Raw genomic sequence first — 22,100 nt, forward strand, 5'->3', positions numbered from 1 at the left:
CCTAATCGATGGTTGGCAATCGCTATTTTTTATACGATAGGAAATAGAAAACGGACTTGTGAAGGAGGCGTCAAAAAATTGTTAAAATAGCTTGAACTCAGTTGATCGCAGAATATCGAATACACACAAAATATACGGGGGAATGAAAATGAAAAAGTTGTTAATTGCAATGCTGTCGCTTGTCGCTGTCATCCTAATCGCGGGATATGTTGGCAAGGACAGCATCGTAGAAAAGATATTTCCGCAGGCTAAGGGTGTCATTGTGTACGGAGAGAAACAGCAGATCGATGATGTATTAACCAAACATGCCGAGCAACTAGAAACAAAAGAAGTGTACGAGTTAAAAATCGAAATTGCTGATGGACAAAAAATAATGTATTTGTCGCAATCCACGATTCAAGGCTTATTGAAAAGAGAACTGCTTACCGAAGTGGAAGCTGACGGTAAAACAAAAAAGGTTAAATCTTTRTCGACTGTTCCAAGTGGGGAAGGCTTATTGTTTGCCAAAAAAGAGTCAGACAAGATTAATGGAAATGGGAATCCCATTTCGGTCAAATATGAAGGGAATTTGATTATTGGGAGCGGCCGAGCTTATGTCGATGCATTTGTTGTACTGGAGGACTCATCCTGGTCATCGCTGCAAAAGACAGAAAAAACGATGGCTGTTATGAAATTTAAAGAAAATCCACAAAAGCTAATCGGAAAGTTTGATGTGGAAAGAGACCAGCTTGTAACTTTGAAATAATGGCTTTAGCTAGGGTTGTCGCAAAAACAGAGTGAATCTGCTTTTTGCGACAGCCCTATTTTTGTTTTGCTGATGTATCTTAGGGAGAGTGAGTCTCAGAGCTAATCGCAATCAGTAATGCACTCCACTCATCGGACAAATAGCTTACGAACCCAGCAGCTCTTATTTGAACTATTCATAATGGATTGAATTTTTAGTGAACTCCAGAATCGTTATTTCGAGCAAAACAGCTCATGGAGTCCTGTACAGTACGCGATAACGTTAATAAGATTCGTTAAAGCTTCAAAGAAGCATTTTTCTGCATAATAGGCATGATACAGTTCGTTAGCCAAATGGGTTTGGGATGTTATGTGCTGTCGGTGAGATGAAGCGTTGAACCCTTAGGTGTATTGCAAGAGTAAAAAAATGGAGCGGGGAAACAATAGAGAAAGCTTTCTCAAATGATTATATAGCTGCTAAATGATGAAGCGCAGTGAAATAGATAATTTTGACATTGACAGTATGCTGCCACATTTATAAAATATGGACTTGCTTGTTAGATAGGGGGTTATAGATTTGATCAGGCTAAACAACATCAGAAAATCGTATCGAGTAGGGTCGATTTCAGTAGAAGCGGTTCGTGGCGTTAGCTTGACGGTAAGTAAAGGTGAAATATTTGGAATTATCGGTCATTCAGGCGCGGGGAAGAGCACGCTGCTGCGCTGCGTCAATTTGCTGGAAAAACCAACATCGGGAACGGTAAATGTTGGGGATGTGGAGCTTACCGGCTTGCCAGAGAGACAGCTGCAAGCGCATCGCAGGCGTATCGGAATGATTTTTCAACATTTCAACCTGCTATCGATGTCTACGGTACGAGATAATATTGCATTCCCGCTTGTTCTCGCCAAGCTTTCAAAGGCAGAGGTGAATAAGCGTGTGGATGAGCTGCTGAAGCTCGTTTCGCTTGAAGGGCATGCAGRTAAATATCCTTCTCAGCTTTCGGGAGGCCAGAAGCAGCGTGTTGGTATCGCGAGAGCGCTCGCAAACAATCCGGATGTATTGCTCTGCGATGAAGCGACATCGGCATTAGATCCGCAGACAACGAATTCGATATTATCATTGCTGCTCGACATTAATGAGAAGCTAGGAATTACAATTTTACTTATTACGCATGAAATGAACGTTATACGTTCGATATGTGATCGTGTCGCTGTTATTGATGATGGCGAAATCGTTGAAATGGGCGATGTGCTGCATGTATTTCTAAAGCCGGAGCATCCGGTTACCCGCGATTTTGTTGATCAAGCATCGGACAGCGCCGTGACGGGACAATTGCTGCGAGGCCGCTCAGGGCGTCTGCTTCGCATGACTTATATTGGCGAATTGACTTACGAGCCGATTTTGTATAATGCGGTGAAGCCAACGTCTGTTCAATTTGCGATTTTGCAAGGAACCGTTTCGCGCATGAAGCACACGCCTTATGGCCAGCTTATTGTGGAATTGATCGGAAGCGCCGGGGAAATTGATCAAGTGATTGATGTTTTACGCAATGATGGGCTGGAGGTGGATGCGATATGATGAGCTTCGAAAACGTACGTATTCCTGAAATTTGGGATGCTACGAAGGATACGCTCTATATGTTGACAGCCTCGCTCGTATTTACAATAATTTTTGGACTTATTATGGGCGTCGTCCTGTTTCTAACTTCAAAACGGCAGCTTTTGCAGCAGCCTATTGTGTATGGCATCCTTTCATTTATCGTCAACGTACTGCGCTCGGTTCCGTTCGTTATATTGATGATATTGATCATGCCGCTTACAAAAATCATTACGGGTACGACGCTAGGCGTAGAGGGCTCTATTCCGCCGCTTGTCGTAGCAGCAACGCCTTTCTTTGCAAGGCTGGTGGAAACGTCGCTGCGTGAGGTAGATCGCGGCGTTATTGAAGCGGCTCAGGCAATGGGTGCATCAAAGTGGGATATCGTACGCCGCGTACTGCTCCGTGAATCTAGTCCAAGTTTGCTAGCTGYGGTTACAATAACGGCAGTAACACTCGTCTCTTATACAGCGATGTCGGGAGTAATCGGCGGCGGTGGACTTGGTGACTTGGCACTTCGCTACGGATATCAACGTTTCCAAACTGATGTGATGCTAGTAACCGTCGCGCTTCTTATCGTGCTCGTACAGGTGCTGCAAACGATCGGGGATTCCTTAGTGCGTCGTTACAGCAGAAAATAAATAAGTAGAAGCATGATGCAGCTCAGAATGAATTGACAACTATGGAGGAATGAACATGAAAAAGACAAGCTATATGATCGTAACTTTAATGCTGATGTTTGCATTAGCGGCTTGCGGACAAAACAAAAATACCGATGGCAACTCAGCAGGATCAAATGTTAATCAAGGAACAGAAACGCCTGGAGCGGTTAAGCTGAAGGTTGGCGCTTCTCCTGTTCCACATGCGAAGCTGCTTGAATTTGTAAAGCCAATGCTCAAGGAGCAGGGCGTGGACCTGGAAATTATCGAGTTCAATGACTACATCCAACCGAATACACAGCTTTATGAAAAAAATATTGATGCTAACTTTTTTCAGCATACACCTTATTTGGATCAGTTCAACAAAGACAAAGGTTATGATCTTGTAAATGTAGCTGCTGTTCATATTGAGCCGTTTGGCGCTTATTCGAAAAAGATTAAAAAAATCGATGAGCTGAAGGATGGCGCAAAAGTGGTAATTCCGAATGATCCATCGAATGGCGGACGTGCACTTGCCCTTATGGCTTCAAATGGACTGATTACTCTGAAGGATGGCGTAGGCGTTAGCGGAACTGTATCAGACATTGTCGCTAACCCGAAGAAGCTTGATATTAGAGAAGTAGAAGCAGCGACATTGCCGCGTGTCTTAGGTGAGGTTGACCTTGCTATGATCAACACGAATTACGCACTGGAGGCCGATCTAGTTCCTACAGAAGATGCACTTTTCATTGAAGGAAATGACTCACCTTATGTGAATATTCTTGTTGCGCGTCCAGACAATAAGGATTCCGAAGCGATACAGAAACTCGCTGCAGCGCTTCGTTCACCTGAAGTGAAGAAATTTATTGATGAGACCTACAAAGGCGCGATTGTTGCTGCATTTTAAGCAGGCCGGACTTTAATTAAAATGACAAAAACGCTGAGCATGCGAGTAATCGCTGCTCAGCTTTTTTATGTTTTGTGCATCACTGCTATTGTTGGTCAATGCTTTTATACCTAAATCTCTGCCGACAAGCTCCTTTTTATTACGAAAGGCTTAAACTATAGGTTTGATTATCCTTGTCATACGGGAAACCATTCTTGAAATACAAAATATCGCCTTCACGCTTGATGAACTTTAGGTAATCGCCGAGATAAGGAAGATCATTTGTTTCTACATATTCTTGCTGCTTAGCACCCAATAATTCTTTGTAAAGCACTGTAGTCGTCATGCCTTCTCTATTCACAAGTTTTAAAATGCCGTTTTTATTTGCGCGCAAGAGAAAGACATCCTTGTCAAAATACTCAATAAAATAATTGTCATCTTCTCCGCCTAGGCTAACCAAATCAATCGTTTCAATGACTTCTCCGGTGCCGTCTTTAATCAGACGCAAAGTATTTCCATCGTTCAGCAGCAATTGGCCGTCTGCTAGAGTCACATTTTGCTCCAATCGACGGAAATAATAAACGCTGGACTGTTGTATGACTTTGCTGCCTTTCATGACGAGCGTGAATAGCTGATTGTGAAGATGCGGTTCACCATAGTTATCTTCTAGGTTAAGTACGAGTAATCCACCCGGTGTTTTTTGGAATTTAAAGGTCAAATAATCATGTATGGATTCACCTAGCTTTGCGAGCTCTCGCCTCACACCCTTGCCGTCTGTGATGTAGACAATGCCTTTCTTAGGCTCTACGGTGTAATTTAATCCATCGTATGAGTAGATATATTGCTTGAACGTTTTGAGATGATCAGCCTTTATCGTCTTACTCTTGGCGTTCCACGTAATATGATCCCCACCCAGTGCCCCGACAACGAAACGGACAGGCAAATAAACATTTTTCTCATACAAAAATGGTGCGCTTTCGAGCTTAACCATTTTTCCATCGAGTATGCCTGTTTTGCTGCCTAGTCGCACCGCAATCGATTTATTCCACCCGTCATATTGAGCCCGCTTGCCCGCTTTATCCCATTTCACTTCAAGCCCCGCTCCGCCTCCGACACTATCCATTGATACGAATGTAACGCCATTTTTTACGAGTGCTCCTCCATATGAGCGAATGCCGGAATCCCAATTAAACTCATAGCTTGCCTGAGATGCCGCACTGACTGTGGTTGGCAGCAAAAGTGCAAACACCAAAATAACTGCTGCAATGCTCCATTTCATTTTCAAACACTCTCCTAAATTTCAATTAAATGGAATATATATATGGAATGAAGACGCGATTGCACCACAATAAGTTGCGCACTGCTGTCTTCATGTTTTATTCGAAGCTGACATTTGAAATTGACTAGCATAGTCATTTACCAGTTCAACTGTTCATATAATCTATCAGAATGACTCAGTTTATTATTCATAGGTAGAGAAGGGTGGCAGCGTGAATGCAGCGGATGTGGCGGGTAGCGATTTGTATACTAGTTGTTTGTTTTGGTTTGTTTAAGCCTGATGTTTTTGGAGTGAATAAAGACGATGCTGCAAGTGATCAGAAGATCGTACAGGCAAGTGCCGCTGCTGCGGTTACGAATGATGAGGCGATGCCGCTTCTAACGGTGCAGGCATCTTACGATACCGGGAAAAAGCTGGAGCAAGGCAAGTCGTCAGCTGCTGCTTCATCGCAAAATGATAGAGTTAAAGCCAATTCACTAGGATCAGAGCAAAAGATTTTGTATTTAACATTCGATGACGGACCTAGTAAGAATACAGAGCAGGTGCTGGATATTTTGAAGCTGGAAGGGATCACGGCGACTTTTTTTGTGCTTGGTGAACATGTGCTGAAGCAGCCGGAATTAGTTAAACGGATCGTGAAGGAAGGACATGGGATTGGCAATCATACGTTCGACCATAAATATGATCGTTTATACGGAAGTTTTGCTGAATTTGCTGATCAGGTGATGAAAACGGATGAAGCTATCTATCGTACAACTGGGGTTAGAACTACATTAGTTCGCGCGCCGGGCGGCACATATAGCAATTTTGATCAGGGATACTTTGATGCGATGAAAGCGGCAGGTTATCAGGTGCATGACTGGAATGTAGACAGTGGAGATTCAAAGCGGCAGGGCGTGCCGGCCTCCGAGATTATGACGACGATTAAAGGCTCAAAGATTGCAAGCAAGCTGAATGTTTTGCTTCATGACAGTGCAGGGCATGCAGAGTCTGTTAAGGCATTGCCGTCCATCATTAAATATTACAAAGATAAAGGGTACACATTTGCTAAGCTGACGGATCAGGTTGAACCTATTCAGTTTAGGGTGGCAAGCAAACTCAAGTGGAGCAGAAAGCAGGTCACGCAGCAGGAAGTGGATAAGCTCACTCTGTTTTCGGAGAGGCTAGGTCAAAGCAGCCTGTCTGCCCAAACAATAAAGCAGGTTCCAAATTTAATTTTGCATCGTGGCGAGAAAAGTCTCGTGCTTGCGTCAAGCGAATACGGAATAAAAAACGGCGCCATCGAAGTGTCGCTGCAGAAGCTTGTGGAATGGATTGAAGACAGCACGGAACTTGAGCTGAATACTGATTCCATAGAATCGTACGTAAGTACAAACCAGGTGCCGCCGAAATCCGGCAAGGAGAAACCTGTGATGGATGAGCACAAGAAGCAGATCGTAGTTCCAGTGCGTGAGACGCTGCAAAAACTTGGAATTGCGATAACAAGATATGTGTACAACGATACCGATCGGGAAATTTGGATAACGGAGTAATAGAAAGGTTTCTAGCAGGTCTAAAGTGAGAGAAAGCTGGGGACACTGAAAAATAGATAGATTTATTTTTCAGGAGGCGATTTATACGATGATTTCTCCCCAATTTTCTGAGGATGCTAAAGAGGAACGTTATAGTCATTGGCCGGAAGCACCACAGGTGCTGCTGCATCGATTGCTAGTAAAGGTAGAGAGTGTATTGCTAGGCAAGCAGCAGGTCATTCGAAATACGCTAACTGCACTTCTGGCTGGAGGACATGTTTTGCTAGAGGATGTGCCGGGTGTTGGCAAGACATTGCTCGCTCAGGCGTTTGCTAGAGCGGTCGGTGGAGATTTTAAAAGAATACAGTTTACGTCCGACATGCTTCCGGCTGATATTGTTGGCGGAGTCGTGCTTGATGCACGGACGAGTGAACTTGTGTATCGGCCTGGACCGATTATGGGCAATGTGGTGCTTGCTGATGAGATTAACAGAACGTCGCCGCGCACGCAGTCTGCGCTTTTGGAGGCTATGGAGGAAAGAGGAGTGACGGTAGAAGGGAAAACCCGCAAGCTGCCGGTTCCTTTTATGCTCATAGCTACACAAAACCCACTTAGCTTCGAGGGGACAAACACGCTGCCGGAAGCACAATTGGATCGGTTTATGATGAGGCTGACGATTGGTTATCCCGGCTCATCGGAAGAGAAGCGGATGCTCGAGCAATACGCGAATGGCAATCGAATTGAACCCGAACGGCTTCGTCCTGTCATTGCTACGGAGGAATGGCTGCAAATGCAGGCTGAGGCAAGGCAGACTCACATGCATCCGGCACTGCTTGAATATATGGTGCAAATAGCCGATGCGACAAGGCGTGCGCCTGAGGTTGTGCTGGGCTTAAGCCCACGCGCTCTGCGCGACTGGCTGCGGGCATCACAGGCGAATGCGTATATGGAAGGACGCGGATTTGCGATACCAGATGACTTGCTGGCGACAGCTGATGCTGTGCTTCCGCATCGTTTGTCTTTGCGTTTTAACGCGACTGCGGCTGGTGCTGATGCAGCTGCAGTTATGAGACGGACGATACGTGAATGTCCCATGCCTGCTGCAGTAGGAAGCGGGAAGCGCCGATGAATGCACCTTTTCAAGATGAATTATTGCAAGGCGGAACGCCGGAGAATGAGGCTGTTGATACGACGACTTATACTCAAGAGGGTGACAGCGCAGCTCCGCTTGATAGGAGCGGGCAAAGAGCAGCGACGGTACAAGTAAAAGAAGCTGTCTTTGTAAACAAGGAATGGGATCAACTAGCTTATCCTTATCGTACGAGATGGATCGCTTGGTGTATCATAACGGCGGGCTGGGCAAGCAGCTTGGCAGCTGTAATGATGCGGGGCGGTGCAGTAGAGTGGTTTATGCTGTCCGTATTCAGCATGATTATAATCATTAGCGGGCTTGCGCCTATTATGGCTGCCAAGGGATTAACTGCAATGAGGATGATGCCGCAAGAAATGACAAGAGAAGGCGGGCAGCTCGAAATTAGCCTGAAAATAAAGCGTTCTTTGCTCATACCTATTGTATGGATAGCTATTTCTGATGAGACGAGTAATGAAAGCTCATCTGAAAATACGAAAATAAGCGTGCGCTCGGTGCTAATCCCAATGTTCCGCCAAGAGATGAACTACCGATATACTCTCCATAACTTACGGCGCGGGCGTTATCCCTTCGAGCCTATATCGATTACTGTGGGGGACTGGCTCGGCTTGTCAGCGATCCATAAACGTTTATATACCGCAGGAGAATTTGTAGTGCTGCCAGGACTGCCCCATGCCGATCAGGTACATAAAGCGGAACGTGCAAGAGGCACAGCATTATATGCTGTGCAATCTTTGACAGCTGATCCAAGTACGGATCACCTAGGAGATGCGGGTCGGGAGGAAATCAAAGCGGCGGTGAGTGCGGCGGGACTTGGACCAGACAGCCGTCCATATCGTGAAGGAGATTCGCTGCGTCATCTGGATTGGCGAAGTGCAGCTAAAGGGCGCGGCTTGCAGACAAAAATCCATCCTTTAGAGCGGCCAGCCAAAACAGTTATTGCTGTCGATACGCTTGCTTCGGCTTATGGGCAGGACGATCGGTTGTTTGATGCTTGTGTAGGCTGGGCTTCGCTTGCACTAGCACAGTCTGCTTCACTCGGCCACGCTGTGACACTGCTGCTTGGACAAGGTTCTCCTGTCATGCAATCATCTGTTGATGGAGGAACACAGTCTGATTTATCAGAGATGCTGCATGCCATGGCATTGCTTCGCGCAGATGGAAAGGGCTCTCTTGCTGGGAGACTCGCCGAGGAATCAAACCTGCAAGCACGCGGCAGTACGATACTTGTATTTACTGCGGATTGGCGAGGCGGCCGGAGCTGGGGAGAGCTTGCCGGATTCGCAGGCGAGCAAGGCTGCAGGCTGGAACTATTTATTATTACACGCAGCAATGTACCGACCTTCGCTATGCGCGAACAACAAAAATGGTTGGAAAGCGGCGGCGTCAAAGTGACGTGGCTGCATGTCCCCTCGAGTATGAACGCGCTCCCTTACGCCGAGGAAGGAGGCGACAATCATGAGCTTGCTTAAAAGCGATGTAGTAGCGAGGAGCGATAAACCTCTGAAAGCTGAGCATAATTTACTCCGAGGAGAAGCGGCTGAGGAATCGTTTGAATACCGATTGATCACAACATTGCTGCTGTTCGGACTGCTGTCGGAGTGGCTGCTGCCTTGGGTGAATGCAGGTGAGTGGTCGGCTATTTATAATCCTGCCCCGCTGATTTTTGTTATCGGAGTGGTGCTGCTGGCAGGGCTGTTTCGTTTGCCGATGGCACTTTCGTTCGTTATGAATGCTTTGTTGTGCATATTAAGTCTCATGTGGATTTATAAAAGCGCTGATCAAAGCAGTTTGCAATGGCTGCTTGCGTTTCCAGGCATGTTGAGAGACCATTTCGTTCTGATTATAGAAAATGGGCTGTGGTCAATGTCCGGAGAACTTCGGACTTTGCTGCTGTTTATAGGCTGGGCGATGCTTGCACCTGCATTGCAGGCTTTATTATGGATGCGGCAGACCGCTCTTGGCATCGCATGTTTCACGCTAGTTTATTTGATTACGCTGCATGTCTGGCTGGGTATGGATGTAATGGGAGGCTTAATGCGAACCGTGGCAGAAGGGCTCCTGCTAGGTGCCATTGTCTCTGTACCGCGTGTTAAGCGAATGCTTAATACAGGTGCCGGCAAGCTTAGAGGTCTTGATATGCGCTGGTTATCAAGCTCTGTTTTTGTTGTACTTACGATACTTGGCTGCGGTCTTTTGTTTGCAGGCGGGAAAGGTGAAACGATGCCGCCTGCTAGCTGGACTGCCTCTCTTAATGATCGTTTAGAGCAAACCATTCAATCTATGGGTAATCAGCAAGGCTCTATCCATGTAATGGGGCAAACCGGATTTGAACGATTAGGCAGTGCATTTACGGGTTATGGCTTTGATGACGGCGTGCTGGGAGCGCCTGTACAAAAGGATAACAGCGTGTTATTTACAGGCAGCTCCACTGAAAAAGCATATTGGCGCGGGGAGTCAAAGCAGGTGTACGACGGCCGGGGTTGGATTGATACCGCGGGCAGCTCTGTTTTGCTTCCTATACGAGGCTCCGATGCAGCAGCCTCCACTGAGGCGGCAGCAGAAGCTGGGAATAAGCAGCTGGGTCCGCTCATTCGGCAAACTGTAGTTTGGTCTAAGCCGACAGCGGGGATGCCGCTCTTTGCATCAGGCCACTTTGGCAATGTGACAGAGCTTGTTGCAGCTGATCCGCGCAGGAAGCTTGGGAGTTACGTATACAATGCGGATAAAGACTCTTTATACGCACAATCGGATACAGCGAAAATTGAGAAATATACAATAGAGAGTGTGCTCTCCATAACGGATGAAGCACAATTGCGTGCATTGAGCAGTACCGCTGACGATAATTTATCGACAGGTGACGGAGCGCAGGCGGCAACAGTAGAAAGTGCTGCGGAGCTTGAGCCTTATTTGCAGCTGCCGAGCAGTCTGCCAAGCCGCGTAACTGCATTAGCTGCTGAGGTTGCCGGCGGCGGGGTTACAAGCCGCTACGATCAGGTGAAGGCGATCGAGGACTTTTTGAAAGCGAGCTATACCTACTCGTTGGAGGACAGTACAGTTCCGCCGGAAGGAAGCGACTTTGTCGATCATTTCCTCTTCGAGCAGCGGCAGGGCTATTGTGTGCATTTCTCCACAGCCATGGTCGTATTGCTTCGTTCGCAAGGGATACCCGCTAGATGGGTGAAAGGCTTTACTTCGGGCACTCCAGTGGGTGAGAGCGCGGTAAGTAACACTGATAATTTGAATAAAGAAGCGGGTACTGAAGGGATAGAGAGTGCGGAGATAGGCTCGCTGAGTTCGAGCGGTGGAAGTTATGATAGCGGGAAGCAAGGGACGATAGATACGAGTACAGGAAGTATGAAGAATGAACAGCTGAGTAGTGGGAGTCATGATAGCGGGACGCAAGGGACGATAGATACGAGTACAGGAAGAAGTATGAATAGTGAACAGCTGAGTATAGGAAGTTATGATAGCGGAGCGCAAGGGACGATAGATACGAGTACTGGAAGAAGTATGAATAGTGAACAGTTGAGTATTGAAAGTCATGATAGCGGAGCGCAAGGAACGCTAAATACAAGTACAGGAAATATGAAGAGTGGACAGCAAAGCGCAGAAAGTAATCGTGCTGGGCAAACAACTGAAAATAGTTTGAAGCTGGTGGATTATGAGGTTAAAAGCTCAGATGCGCATGCTTGGGTTGAAGTGTATTTTCCAGGCGCAGGCTGGGTGCCCTTTGATCCGACGCCGGGATTCAGCGATGTATCGACTATCGCGTCCGTCGGTTCTGTGGACGGACAGCTTGCTGCTCCAGCGATGGGCGCAGCAGGAACAGCGGCAACAGGAGCAAGCAGTCTTAGCGAGTCCAGCTTATCGCGGCTCGCTGCTTCATTCGAGGCGGCGGCAGCAGCCATTGCACGAGGAGCTGACGCCCTCGTGCATGCGGCGCAAAGCGCCGCCAAGAGCGCAGCGGCGATATCGCCCGCCGCTGTAGTTACCGCAGGCGCGGCCGCGCTAGCGCTCGCGGCCGCGGCCATTGCTGCGGCGCAGCACCAGCGGCTTCGCCTCTCGCTGGCGCTGCGCCGTTATGGCGCGGCTCACGCCGGCATCGCGAAGCTCGCCGGCGCAGCCGCGCCTTATCCGTCACATGAATCTGTGACGGACATAGATGCAGCGCCAGCGGCGGTCGCGCGCTTGCGCTCTGGCACTGGCGGCGCGGTGGCGGATATGGCGCCGCGCAGTGGAAAAACGCCGCACGACGCCGATGGGCGGATTCGCGCGAGCTTCATTGCTGTGAGCAGCGCGTTAGCGCCGCTGCTGCAGCGCCGTTTCGGCGTGCAGGCGCCGGGACAGACGGCGCGTGAATATGCGAGCGCTGCTGAGCCGACGCTCGGTGCGGAGCAGCAGGACGCGCTGCGCCAGCTCACAAGCTGGCTTGAGGAAGCACATTTTGCTGCGCCTGGTCCTTGGCCGGGTGCACCTACTCCTTCTGCACTGCGGACAGTTTTGCGAGTGTTGGACAAGCAGCCCATTCAGAAAGTGAAGAAACACTCCGCGGATAATCTGCAAAAGCAGAAGAGAAGCGACATGCCAGTCAAAGCTCCTAAATAGTTGCAGGAGACGATGATACATTTTGGCACCTAAAGGGCTAAGCTTTAAGTCGATTTATATAACGAAACATGAAACGCAGTATAGCTGGAAAAACTACCGTTAAAATGGTGTACCTTTGAGCATTTTCTGCAATAGAAGGAATTTCTCCCGTTAATTGTTGATGATTTAGCTGATAATGGCTATTTCTCGAGAATTAACGGGAGTTTTTTCTGTTAATTTGCTGAAAAGCTCATTATGAGACATTTTAACAGGAGCTTTTCCCGTTAATGTCTCAAGCAGCTGTTGAAACTGTCGTAATGAGCTTAGTTGCACAATTACCAAGCGTTTTTACTATATAATCTGATCTCAACTTAGGCAGCCGTATGAAAAAAGTATGGATGGAATGAAGCAGCAGTCTGCAGCTGCTCATATTTTTTTCAACTATTCCGTATGACTTGGCACATTAAATAACATTCTATTTATATGCGTATAATCAAGCAGATAAGCGGTTACATTTTTACTTCAATGAATTGTCACTCCGCTTTGCCTTGACTCGCTTAAACAGCCTTATATATAATTACTACATAATTTGAGGGAGGCTCGGTAATGACTAAGCAAAATGAAATCATCGTTGTACTCGATTTTGGAGGACAATATAACCAACTTATTGCACGCCGTATTCGTGATTTGGGCGTATATAGCGAGCTATTGCCGTATAACACGTCGGTAGAACGGATCCGTGAACTACAGCCGAAGGGTATCGTATTCTCGGGAGGACCGGCAAGCGTTTATGAAGAAAATTCACCAATGGTTGACCCTGCGATTTATGATTTGAACATTCCAATTTTCGGTATTTGCTACGGTATGCAGCTTATGTCGCATCAGCTTAATGGTAAGGTTGAGCGCGCTGGCAAACGTGAATACGGAAAAGCAGAAGTTGAATTTGTGGAAGGTTCGCAAATCGGCTTTGGCTTAGATAAAGTTCAAACGGTTTGGATGAGCCACGGCGACCACGTAGTCGAGCTGCCTGAAGGCTTTAAAGTTGATGCAAGCACGGATCATGCTCCTGTTGCAGCAATGAGCAATCCAGACCGCGGATTCTTTGCCGTTCAATTCCACCCAGAGGTTCGTCACTCTGAATTCGGTAATGAAATGATTCGCAACTTCCTTTACAATGTTTGTGATTGTGATGGCACATGGACGATGGAATCGTTCATTGAAGATGCTATTCGAGATATTCGCAATGAAGTTGGCGACAAAAAAGTACTATGTGCACTTTCCGGCGGCGTAGATTCTTCTGTTGTAGCTATTCTTCTTCACAAAGCGATCGGCGATCAGCTTACTTGTATGTTTATCGACCACGGCATGCTCCGCAAAGGTGAAGCCGAAGGCGTTATGGAAACATTCGTAGGCAAATTCGATATGAAAGTGCTCAAAATCGACGCGCAAGAGCGTTTCCTTGGCAAGCTGAAGGGCGTAGAAGATCCAGAGCAAAAACGTAAAATTATCGGCAACGAATTTATTTATGTGTTCCAAGAAGAGTCGGACAAGCTGGATGACTTTGAATTTTTGGCACAAGGCACACTTTACACAGATATCGTGGAGAGCGGTACAGCTACAGCTCAAACGATTAAATCTCACCACAATGTTGGCGGTTTGCCGGAGGACATTAAGTTTAAACTTATCGAGCCTCTTAAAGCGCTATTCAAGGATGAGGTTCGTAAAGTCGGTGAAGAATGTGGTCTTCCAGAAGCTATCGTATGGCGTCAGCCATTCCCAGGTCCGGGTCTTGCGATTCGTGTCTTAGGCGAAGTAACAGAGGACAAGCTTCATATCGTTCGTGAGTCGGATGCGATTCTTCGTGATGAAATTGCAAAAGCTGGTCTTGACCGTGAAATTTGGCAGTACTTCACTGCGCTTCCGAACATGAAGAGCGTAGGCGTTATGGGCGATGCTCGTACGTATTCGTACACAGTTGGTATCCGCGCTGTAACTTCAATCGACGGAATGACAGCAGACTGGGCACGTATCCCTTGGGATGTGCTTGAGAAAATCTCCGTACGTATCGTTAACGAAGTAGACAACGTTAACCGTATCGTCTATGACGTAACTTCTAAGCCACCAGCAACAATTGAGTGGGAATAAGCGTACATTTAAAAAGACTGGAGCATCGGTTTTCCGATATTCCAGTCTTTTTTTTATTTAAGATGGAACTGATGCTAGCGCTTCATATTAGGTGTAAATGGTGTTTGTGTTCATCGAATTTTTTTTGGAGGAAGAAAGCAGCCAGATTAATTGAATGGCAAGAATAGCGATGACGAGATAGTCGTATAGATGTGTGCCTGGATCATTGCCTGTGAAGTTAAGGAAATTGTGCAAGCCGTGGAAAAGGATTGTGAGCAGAATGGCGCGGTTCCGAACGACCAGCATCGTCAATACAAAGCCCAAAATAAACGCATATCCAATTTGTAAAAGAGTGTCCTCTAGCGATTGGCCGCCAAGCGCCTGCAAAGCATGTGTAACACCAAACAACGCGCTGGAGACGATGATTGCTGTCGTTTTACCTTTTGGCATTAGAATCCGCAGCATCACTCCCCGGAACAATGTTTCCTCTACAAATCCTACTAAGAACAGCTGCGACAACAGCATATAAGCGAAAAACGAGAAGGAAGCGGGTTGAAAGCCTTTGTTGGCGATCAATAAGACGATTAAGACGAGCAGCAGAGGAAGATATTCAAGCCATTGCTGCTTTGTAAGCTTGGAAACACCGCTGAAATAAAAGGTGCTCCACCGTTTTTTTACCGCCATATAGAGCACTAGAAATAATGCTATTGGAATAAAGCCTAGGAATGGAGCGAGTGGATGCGTAAGTTCAGCAATCGATACGTAGGCGCTGCCGCCGGCTACAAAAACCATCAGCATAAGCTCGATTAGAATAAGCGCAACAATAGGTCTTTTTACTGTAAAGCTGTCCGTTGTATTCATTTAGAATTCCTCTTTTTCGATTATTTTTTTTAAAAATTCATTTTCCATCTTAAAAAAATGCAAGCCGTAATGCATGACAGATACGCGGTAATAATAGGCGTTTTTATCTTCGAGCTGCTCCAGCTCCTTGGACACGATGGACTGAACTGCCTCCATTTGAGCAATGTTGCGCGCGATGTTTTGTTGATACGCCATTAAGTTTTGCTTTTTCGTAGGCTCATCAAGGTAATCGTAAAAGAAGATTTTAATGAGATACTCCCGTTTATTCGATTGAAGGGGTTCTCTCAGCCACTGCATAAAATGCTTCTGCCCTTCGCTTGTGATGCTGTACATCTTTTTGTTTTTGCTGTCATTCGTTTCTTCTTCCGTCACGTATGCACTTTCTACTAGACGCTTAAGTCCGGGGTACAGGCTTCCATAGCTCATTTTGTAAAAGATTCCGATTGATTGCTCTGTTATTTTTTTAATATCATAACCGCTCATTTTTCCTTGCATCAGCATTCCTAAAGTAACAAGCTCAATCATTGTCGTTCTCCTTAATGCATCAATTTGATATATCTATTTGATATATGTAATGTATCTCGAATGGAATACTTTGTCAAGGAAAATAATCGTGTAAATGAGCCCTATTTTAAATCACGAAAAAAGCCCAAAACTCTCGTATCAGCCTGCTGGCTGGTTTGCGGAGTTTTTGGGCTTTGTATGATTGTGCTTTAGAGTGAAAAATAATCGGCCGCAAATGTCAGGATTAGGAATACCGCCATGATCCAGCCTGCACCATAGGTTCGTTTCGAATGTACAGGGGTAGAGGCGCCAGCTTGGTTTTGTTTTGCCAATCGTTTCTTAATGGACCAAATATATAGGCAGGCACCCGCTAGAACTAGGGACAGCTCTAATATGGCGCTAATTGCCGGCAGCTTCCACAGTCCGAAGCCGAGTAGAGGGAAATCGCCGAAATTTCCGGGCAAGAGCGGCATGTCGCTGCGATGTACGAGCAGGTCAATCAACCAATGGCTGAAGACCAGTGAGCCAATGATGGCTGCACTTCGCTTATTCCATATACGCCATGAAATTAAAGCAGCAACAATCGCTATTAGCAAAGCTCCAGCCAGAGAATGTGTATAGTCAGCATGGATAACAGCTTCACCATAACCTCCGTCGCCTATTTTATCAATAGATTCTGCCCCTGTGAGCAGGAGCGGGATAAATGCGATATCGAGAAGCTGCGTGCTTGCCATCAGAACCCACAAGGGTACCTTGGGCTCCATCGCTTTTACAATGGCCGCAAGTCCAAAATGTCCAGCCAGCATTTACTTCGCCACCTTTCGTTCAATTCGTGCATCCGGCCAGCCGCATACGACGATAAATAGAAAGAGAAACAATAAAAAAGTCATGTATCAGCCCTTCTTTCGTTTATCTGCTTGTCGAATCCAATAAGGAGTGCTTCAAAGGCATGATCAAAGGTAGTGGAGAGTCGGCTGAAAATGGCGTCCACACTCTCTTCCGAATGGGTATAGGTGCCGACAATCCCGCGCAGCATATAGAAATAAATGCGTGAGCAGCTTAGGAGCTGCTCGCCCTCAGGCAAATTAAGATTTGTTTTCAAAAGCTGGACGATAACGTTGAACATCTGATTGCGCACACGATTGATTTCTAGCTCAGGCTCCAGTTCATCGACACGGGAGGATTTAACTTCAAAAAATATAGCGTACATGCTTCTGTTGTTTAAGCAGAACCGAATAAACAAATCATTCATTCGCTTAAGCTTCTCGTCAGCGGATAGGAAGGCGTCTTTTGCAAGTGTGTCTAATTCACCTTTTAACAGCTGTAAGGGCTGCATAGATAAGGCATGAAGCAACGCTTCTTTATCTTGAAAATAAATATAGATCGTAGTATGAGAGCAGCCGGCTTCCTTAGCAATTTCTCTTATTGAAACGGAATCGTATCCGCGTTCCCCGAACAGCTTCTCAGCTGCGGCGATGATGGCGTGTTTTGTTTCCTCTGCGCGTATTTCTTTTTTAGTAGCGATGATCATTCACTCCTCTTTATGTTAGTAACCACTGGTTACTAACCGATGGTTATACAATACCAAATGCTTACAGATGTCGTCAAGACGCTGATTTCTGCTATAATCTTTGATGAGAACAATAGTAAATTTTAACTTGTTTTTATGGAGTAGTTTTGCATTCGCAAAACTTTAAGGAGAATAAAATGAACCTATATCCTTCAATCAGCGAAGATCGGATCGAGCTTCCGCAAGCTTTTCCCATTATGATCTCGCAATCTGTAGGGGTTTCCCCGACCTTTCAAAGACTGCATTGGCATAAAGCGCTCGAAATTAACTACATACAGAAGGGGAGCGGCTACTATCTGATCAACGGGAGCCGTTATGACTTCCAGCAAGGAGACATCGTACTTATTCATTCCAATGATTTGCACCGTGCGTTTGAGTCAGAGGAGCTGGTCATGAGCATTATTATGTTTGATTCGTCTTACCTTGCTTTAGAGCAGCGCTACGATGCGGAGCTGCTTATTCCATTTCGGGATATTGGGTTAAGATTTGATCATGTGCTTGATCGAGAGCATCCGAAGCTGGGAGAGCTTGGCGGCATTATTAAGGATATGTCTGCTGAGTTTGAGCTGAAGGAGCCGCATTTTGAAGTGGTGGTGCGGGCGAAGCTCATTCAATTGCTTGCATTCGTCAATCGCTATTTTGCAAAAAATAACGAAACGGGAGCGCAGCATGTGCGGGGTATGGAAACGATTCGAGGCGTGCTGAATGACATCGAGGCTGATATATCCTATCCATGGACGCTTGGAGAGCTGGCAGAGGCCGCGCATTTGAGTCCCTCTCGGTTCAGCACGTTGTTTGTGCAGGTTGTTGGGACCTCGCCCATGGATTATTTGATACAGATGCGGCTGTCACAGGCGGCTTATCTTCTTGAATCCACAGACAAAAAGATTATTGAAGTAGCAGCTGAATGCGGATTTCGCAATTTATCTAATTTCAATCGGCTGTTCAAGCAGCATGTAGGTAAGCTCCCATCCGAGCTGCGATCCTAAAAGACAGTAAGATAGTATTATAACATCGTTCTTTTTCATTAGAATAACGATGTTTTTTATTTTAAAATAGAAGAAAGTACAAATAAGGAGTGTGAGCGATATTATTTTCCTTGGTATAGATGCAGGAGGCAGCAAGACACATGCTCTGCTCGTAGATGAGACAGGACGTGTACTCGGCAGAGGCCTCGGCGGAAATGGGAATCACCAAACCGCTTTTGATGCAGCAAAAAACAGCATAGATCATGCTTGTCAGCAAGCGCTTCAGGATGCTGGCGTGACGAAGGATCAGGTGACATTTGCTTATTTCGGACTTGCTGGAGCAGATCGTGAGCCTGACTATGCAATTTTAAGACCGATGATTGCTTCACTTGACTATAAAAATCACGCGATAGCATGCGACACCATGATTGGTATGCGTGCGGGGACGAACCGATCATACGGAGCGGTCATCATTAGCGGAACTGGCTTTAACGCTGCTGCCCGCAACCCGCAAGGTGAAGAGCTGCAATACGGCGGCTTTGGTTATTTATTCGGGGATGGACATGGTTCGGGAACGGATCTGGCTATCCATGCTTTCCGGAGTGCAATTCGTGCTTGGGAAGGCAGAGAGCAAGCGACGCTTCTTAGCGAAATGGTTCCCCAGCGGCTTGGGTATCACACGGTTCAAGAGATGTACGATGATGCGCTGGACAACGGCAAACGTCCGTCCCATGAGCTTGCGAAGGTTATGTTTGAGGCTGCAGCACTGGGTGATGCAGTAGCGATTCGTCTTTTGCAGGAGGCTGGACGTGAGCATGCGAACTCTGTAAATGCTTTGATTAAGCGGCTAGGCATGGAAAAAGAAAAATTCGATGTTGTCCTTGCTGGCAGCGTAATGTCGCGAGGCGGCTCTACACATATGGTCGATGCAATCAGTGAAGCAGTTGTAGCGGTTTCGCCGCAAGCGCGTACGGTCAGATTGACGGTCGATCCCGTTATTGGAGCAGTAATGAGTGCGATGGATAGCAGCGGCATTGTAATTGATGAAGCGGTAGACGCAGCACTTAGAAAAATTACATTTTAAAACTAGTTTAAACATTTAAGGGAGGCTCATTCACATGTCCAAAAAACCACTAAAGGTCGCCGTCATTGGCGGCGGTTCCTCGTATACGCCAGAAATCGTAGAAGGCTTTATTAAAAAGTATGATGAAATGCCGATTCGTGAGCTTTGGCTTGTTGATATCGAAGAAGGTCGTCATAAGCTGGCAATCGTTGGCGAGCTTGCGAAGCGGATGGTAGAGAAAGCTGGCCTGCCAATCGAAGTGAAACTAACGCTTGACCGTCGTGAAGCGATCGCTGGTGCAGATTTCGTAACGACACAAATGCGGGTAGGTTTGCTGGAAGCAAGACGCCGTGATGAGCATATTCCTATTTCACATGGTGTAATTGGACAAGAGACGACTGGACCAGGCGGCATGTTTAAAGCGCTTCGAACTGTACCTGTCATTCTAGATATATGTAAGGATATTGAAGAGCTTGCGCCGAATGCATGGATGCTTAATTTCACGAATCCAGCAGGTATTGTAACTGAAGCGGTTCAAAAATACAGCAAAGTAAAAACAGTTGGTCTATGCAATTCACCAATTAACTTTCAAAAGTTTCTGGCTAAAGAGTATGGCGTTAGCGAGAGTGAAGTATTGCCTGAATTCGTAGGGATCAATCATTTGCACTGGGTTACAGCCGCTTATGTAAACGGTGAGGACAAATTGGACGAAATGATCGGAGCCGGTCGCGACTATTCAGCTACAAACGTAACCGCGTTTGACTGGGATGCAGATTTCCTTCGCTCATTAGGCGCGATACCAACGTATTACCTCCGTTATTTCTATATGACGGATTCGATGCTCGCGGATATGAAAGACTCGCTAGAGAAAAACGGCACGCGCGCAGAAGTTGTAAGCCGGGTCGAAACGGAATTGTTTGAGCTGTACAAGGATGTTAATTTGACGGAGAAGCCAAAGCAGCTTGAGCAGCGCGGCGGTGCTTACTACTCTGAGGCAGCTGTTAACTTGATGCATGCTCTATATACCGACAAACGTGATATTCAGACGTTGAACGTTAGAAACGGCAACATTATTGATTTTCTGCCTGAAGATGCAAGCATCGAGGTTAACTGTGTCGTTACGGCTCAAGGCCCGATTCCACTGCCTTTGCAGCGTGTTCCAGAGCAAATTAAAGGTCTTATGCATGCTGTAAAAACGTATGAATCGCTAACTATTGAAGCTGCAATCAGCGGAGATAAAGGGATCGCGCTGCAAGCGCTCGTTCATCACCCGCTTGTTCCAAGCGTAGCGGTGGCTAAGGCGTTGCTTGAAGAAATGCTTGAGGCAAACAAAAAGTATTTGCCGAATTTTTTCAAAGAATAAACTAGGCTGCAAAGCAGTAGACAAGAAGGGCAGGAGCATAGCTCCCGCCCTTTTTTGGCTTGCTATTAACTATTGATTTCACATCGGGAGTTAGCTGGAAATACAAAATATTTACATTGACATCTAGTGCTATCGATTATATGATAACAAAAGCATTTGAACATGATAATCATTATCACTAAAATGGGATTAGTTATCAACCCAGCGAATGAAGCAGGGTTTAAACAAATAGGGGGTAAGAAAATAATGAACAAACGATTAATGAGTTTGATTATGGCCATCGTCGTAATGGTGGTGGCTGCAGGCTGCGGTACGAATAATGCGGCGAATAACAAGGAAGAAAACAAGGCAAGCACTAACGCTCCTGCTACGAACGACGCTGGCGCGAAAGCGGATGGTCCGATTGTTGTGAAGGATGCGAAAGGTGAGGTTACCCTTGAGAAGCCGGCTCAAAAGGTTGTTGTGCTGGAGTGGACGTTTACAGAGGACATGATTGCCCTTGGATTGCAGCCGGTAGGCAGCGCGGACAACGAGGGTTATAAGCAATGGGTAACAGGAGAGGCGCCGCTTGACGCAAGCGTGACGGACGTTGGTTTCCGCCACGAGCCAAACCTTGAGACGATCGCAGCCTTGAAGCCTGATCTCATTATTGGCATTACGGACAGCCACGAAGCGATCTACGATCAGCTGAAGGGCATTGCGCCAACGCTGCTATTCAGCCTTTATCCGGCTGAAGGCAAAGGCGACCAATACACGCAAATGATCGATATATTCAAATCTATTGCGGCAGCAGTCGGCAAAACACCAGAAGGCGACAAAGTACTTGCCGATCTGGATCAGCATTATGCGGATGCAAAAACGAAGCTTGCTGCAGCAGGCAAAGAAGGCCTGAACTATGTGCTGACGCAAGCCTTCAGCTATCAGAATGCTGCAACGATGCGTCTATTCATGGATAATTCGCTAGCGGTTCAAACGCTGGATCGAATTGGCCTCAAAAACGATTGGAAACCGGAGCAGTTCGAAATGTATGGCTTTACTACTTCGACGGTAGAAGCGCTGCCGGCTATTCAAGATACGAACCTGATCTATATCGTTCAAAAGGATGACGACATTTTTTCAGGCACACTGAAAGACAATTCGGTATGGAACGGTCTTAATTTCGTGAAAGAAAAACGTACGTTTGCTCTCGACAGCACGACATGGGTGTTCGGCGGTCCGATCTCCTCCAAAGTCATCGTAGACCAAGTCGTAAATACATTAACGAAATGAGCGAGCT

At 46.5% G+C, this 22,100-nt stretch carries 18 protein-coding genes; 13 read left to right on the forward strand and 5 right to left on the reverse strand.

Annotated elements, in window-relative coordinates; genetic code table 11:
- The first annotated feature begins 148 nt into the window (after positions 1–148).
- The 4 genes from AB4Z17_RS05480 (at position 149) to AB4Z17_RS05495 (ending at position 3,865) form a co-directional block, all read left to right on the forward strand.
- Positions 149–745 (forward strand): lipoprotein BA_5634 family protein, encoded by a 597-nt coding sequence (locus tag AB4Z17_RS05480; protein ID WP_441958613.1) that lies wholly within the window; start codon positions 149–151, stop codon positions 743–745.
- Positions 746–1,300: 555 nt separating this feature from the next.
- Positions 1,301–2,302: a methionine ABC transporter ATP-binding protein gene (locus AB4Z17_RS05485; protein WP_441958615.1), complete on the forward strand. Its 1,002-nt coding sequence runs from the start codon at positions 1,301–1,303 to the stop codon at positions 2,300–2,302.
- Complete coding sequence (locus AB4Z17_RS05490; protein WP_441958617.1) at positions 2,299–2,961, forward strand: methionine ABC transporter permease; 663 nt, start codon at positions 2,299–2,301, stop codon at positions 2,959–2,961. The genes AB4Z17_RS05485 and AB4Z17_RS05490 overlap by 4 nt, the downstream gene beginning before the upstream one ends.
- A gap of 55 nt (positions 2,962–3,016) precedes the next feature.
- Positions 3,017–3,865: a MetQ/NlpA family ABC transporter substrate-binding protein gene (locus AB4Z17_RS05495; protein ID WP_441958618.1), complete on the forward strand. Its 849-nt coding sequence runs from the start codon at positions 3,017–3,019 to the stop codon at positions 3,863–3,865.
- A 139-nt stretch (positions 3,866–4,004) separates the two neighbouring features.
- Here AB4Z17_RS05495 and AB4Z17_RS05500 read toward each other — a convergent pair whose 3' ends face one another.
- Positions 4,005–5,123 (reverse strand): copper amine oxidase N-terminal domain-containing protein, encoded by a 1,119-nt coding sequence (locus AB4Z17_RS05500; RefSeq protein WP_441958620.1) that lies wholly within the window; start codon positions 5,121–5,123, stop codon positions 4,005–4,007.
- A gap of 215 nt (positions 5,124–5,338) precedes the next feature.
- Here AB4Z17_RS05500 and AB4Z17_RS05505 point away from each other — a divergent pair, with 215 nt between their 5' ends.
- From AB4Z17_RS05505 to guaA, 5 genes are all read left to right on the forward strand, one after another.
- Positions 5,339–6,655 carry a polysaccharide deacetylase family protein gene (locus AB4Z17_RS05505; protein ID WP_441958622.1) on the forward strand — a complete coding sequence of 439 codons (1,317 nt, stop codon included), beginning with the start codon at positions 5,339–5,341 and terminating at the stop codon, positions 6,653–6,655.
- A gap of 88 nt (positions 6,656–6,743) precedes the next feature.
- On the forward strand, positions 6,744–7,763 hold the full coding sequence (locus AB4Z17_RS05510; RefSeq protein WP_441958624.1) for an AAA family ATPase: 1,020 nt from the start codon (positions 6,744–6,746) through the stop codon (positions 7,761–7,763).
- A complete protein-coding gene (locus tag AB4Z17_RS05515; protein WP_441958626.1) occupies positions 7,760–9,256 on the forward strand; it encodes a DUF58 domain-containing protein in 1,497 nt (498 codons plus the stop codon). The genes AB4Z17_RS05510 and AB4Z17_RS05515 overlap by 4 nt, the downstream gene beginning before the upstream one ends.
- Complete coding sequence (locus AB4Z17_RS05520; RefSeq protein WP_441958628.1) at positions 9,243–12,392, forward strand: transglutaminase domain-containing protein; 3,150 nt, start codon at positions 9,243–9,245, stop codon at positions 12,390–12,392. The genes AB4Z17_RS05515 and AB4Z17_RS05520 overlap by 14 nt, the downstream gene beginning before the upstream one ends.
- 585 nt (positions 12,393–12,977) lie before the next feature.
- Positions 12,978–14,516, forward strand: coding sequence for a glutamine-hydrolyzing GMP synthase (gene guaA, locus AB4Z17_RS05525; RefSeq protein ID WP_441885164.1), 1,539 nt, complete (start codon positions 12,978–12,980; stop codon positions 14,514–14,516).
- Between the two features lie 87 nt (positions 14,517–14,603).
- On the opposite strand, the gene AB4Z17_RS05530 is transcribed toward guaA, so the two are convergent.
- From AB4Z17_RS05530 to AB4Z17_RS05545, 4 genes are all read right to left on the reverse strand, one after another.
- Positions 14,604–15,356 carry a CPBP family intramembrane glutamic endopeptidase gene (locus AB4Z17_RS05530; RefSeq protein ID WP_441958630.1) on the reverse strand — a complete coding sequence of 251 codons (753 nt, stop codon included), beginning with the start codon at positions 15,354–15,356 and terminating at the stop codon, positions 14,604–14,606.
- Positions 15,357–15,881, reverse strand: a complete 525-nt coding sequence (locus tag AB4Z17_RS05535) for a PadR family transcriptional regulator (RefSeq protein WP_441907962.1) — start codon at positions 15,879–15,881, stop codon at positions 15,357–15,359.
- A 188-nt stretch (positions 15,882–16,069) separates the two neighbouring features.
- Positions 16,070–16,666, reverse strand: coding sequence for a permease (locus tag AB4Z17_RS05540; protein WP_441958632.1), 597 nt, complete (start codon positions 16,664–16,666; stop codon positions 16,070–16,072).
- A gap of 80 nt (positions 16,667–16,746) precedes the next feature.
- Positions 16,747–17,391, reverse strand: a complete 645-nt coding sequence (locus AB4Z17_RS05545; RefSeq protein WP_441958634.1) for a TetR/AcrR family transcriptional regulator — start codon at positions 17,389–17,391, stop codon at positions 16,747–16,749.
- 176 nt (positions 17,392–17,567) lie between these two features.
- Here AB4Z17_RS05545 and AB4Z17_RS05550 point away from each other — a divergent pair, with 176 nt between their 5' ends.
- The 4 genes from AB4Z17_RS05550 to AB4Z17_RS05565 all read left to right on the forward strand — a co-directional run bounded on the left by AB4Z17_RS05550 (position 17,568) and on the right by AB4Z17_RS05565 (position 22,093).
- Entirely contained in the window at positions 17,568–18,419 is an 852-nt protein-coding gene (locus AB4Z17_RS05550) for an AraC family transcriptional regulator (protein WP_441907959.1), read from the forward strand.
- 91 nt (positions 18,420–18,510) lie between these two features.
- Entirely contained in the window at positions 18,511–19,482 is a 972-nt protein-coding gene (locus AB4Z17_RS05555; protein WP_441958636.1) for an N-acetylglucosamine kinase, read from the forward strand.
- 34 nt (positions 19,483–19,516) lie between these two features.
- Positions 19,517–20,824, forward strand: coding sequence for a 6-phospho-beta-glucosidase (locus tag AB4Z17_RS05560; RefSeq protein ID WP_441885178.1), 1,308 nt, complete (start codon positions 19,517–19,519; stop codon positions 20,822–20,824).
- Positions 20,825–21,070: 246 nt separating this feature from the next.
- Positions 21,071–22,093, forward strand: a complete 1,023-nt coding sequence (locus AB4Z17_RS05565; protein WP_441907956.1) for an ABC transporter substrate-binding protein — start codon at positions 21,071–21,073, stop codon at positions 22,091–22,093.
- The last annotated feature ends 7 nt before the right edge of the window (positions 22,094–22,100 follow it).

The organism is Paenibacillus sp. TAF43_2, from assembly GCF_052113545.1.
In the GTDB taxonomy this organism is placed as follows: Bacteria; Bacillota; Bacilli; order Paenibacillales; family Paenibacillaceae; genus Pristimantibacillus.

Excerpts from the sequence above, each read along its gene's own strand:
- AB4Z17_RS05510 (WP_441958624.1), top strand. The coding sequence starts at position 6,744 with ATGATTTCTCCCCAATTTTCTGAGGATGCTAAAGAGGAACGTTATAGT.
- AB4Z17_RS05495 (WP_441958618.1), top strand. The coding sequence starts at position 3,017 with ATGAAAAAGACAAGCTATATGATCGTAACTTTAATGCTGATGTTTGCA.
- AB4Z17_RS05520 (WP_441958628.1), top strand. The coding sequence starts at position 9,243 with ATGAGCTTGCTTAAAAGCGATGTAGTAGCGAGGAGCGATAAACCTCTG.
- guaA (WP_441885164.1), top strand. The coding sequence starts at position 12,978 with ATGACTAAGCAAAATGAAATCATCGTTGTACTCGATTTTGGAGGACAA.
- AB4Z17_RS05515 (WP_441958626.1), top strand. The coding sequence starts at position 7,760 with ATGAATGCACCTTTTCAAGATGAATTATTGCAAGGCGGAACGCCGGAG.
- AB4Z17_RS05505 (WP_441958622.1), top strand. The coding sequence starts at position 5,339 with ATGCAGCGGATGTGGCGGGTAGCGATTTGTATACTAGTTGTTTGTTTT.
- AB4Z17_RS05535 (WP_441907962.1), bottom strand. The coding sequence starts at position 15,881 with ATGATTGAGCTTGTTACTTTAGGAATGCTGATGCAAGGAAAAATGAGC.
- AB4Z17_RS05500 (WP_441958620.1), bottom strand. The coding sequence starts at position 5,123 with ATGAAATGGAGCATTGCAGCAGTTATTTTGGTGTTTGCACTTTTGCTG.
- AB4Z17_RS05560 (WP_441885178.1), top strand. The coding sequence starts at position 19,517 with ATGTCCAAAAAACCACTAAAGGTCGCCGTCATTGGCGGCGGTTCCTCG.
- AB4Z17_RS05545 (WP_441958634.1), bottom strand. The coding sequence starts at position 17,391 with ATGATCATCGCTACTAAAAAAGAAATACGCGCAGAGGAAACAAAACAC.
- AB4Z17_RS05540 (WP_441958632.1), bottom strand. The coding sequence starts at position 16,666 with ATGCTGGCTGGACATTTTGGACTTGCGGCCATTGTAAAAGCGATGGAG.
- AB4Z17_RS05565 (WP_441907956.1), top strand. The coding sequence starts at position 21,071 with ATGAACAAACGATTAATGAGTTTGATTATGGCCATCGTCGTAATGGTG.
- AB4Z17_RS05530 (WP_441958630.1), bottom strand. The coding sequence starts at position 15,356 with ATGAATACAACGGACAGCTTTACAGTAAAAAGACCTATTGTTGCGCTT.
- AB4Z17_RS05550 (WP_441907959.1), top strand. The coding sequence starts at position 17,568 with ATGAACCTATATCCTTCAATCAGCGAAGATCGGATCGAGCTTCCGCAA.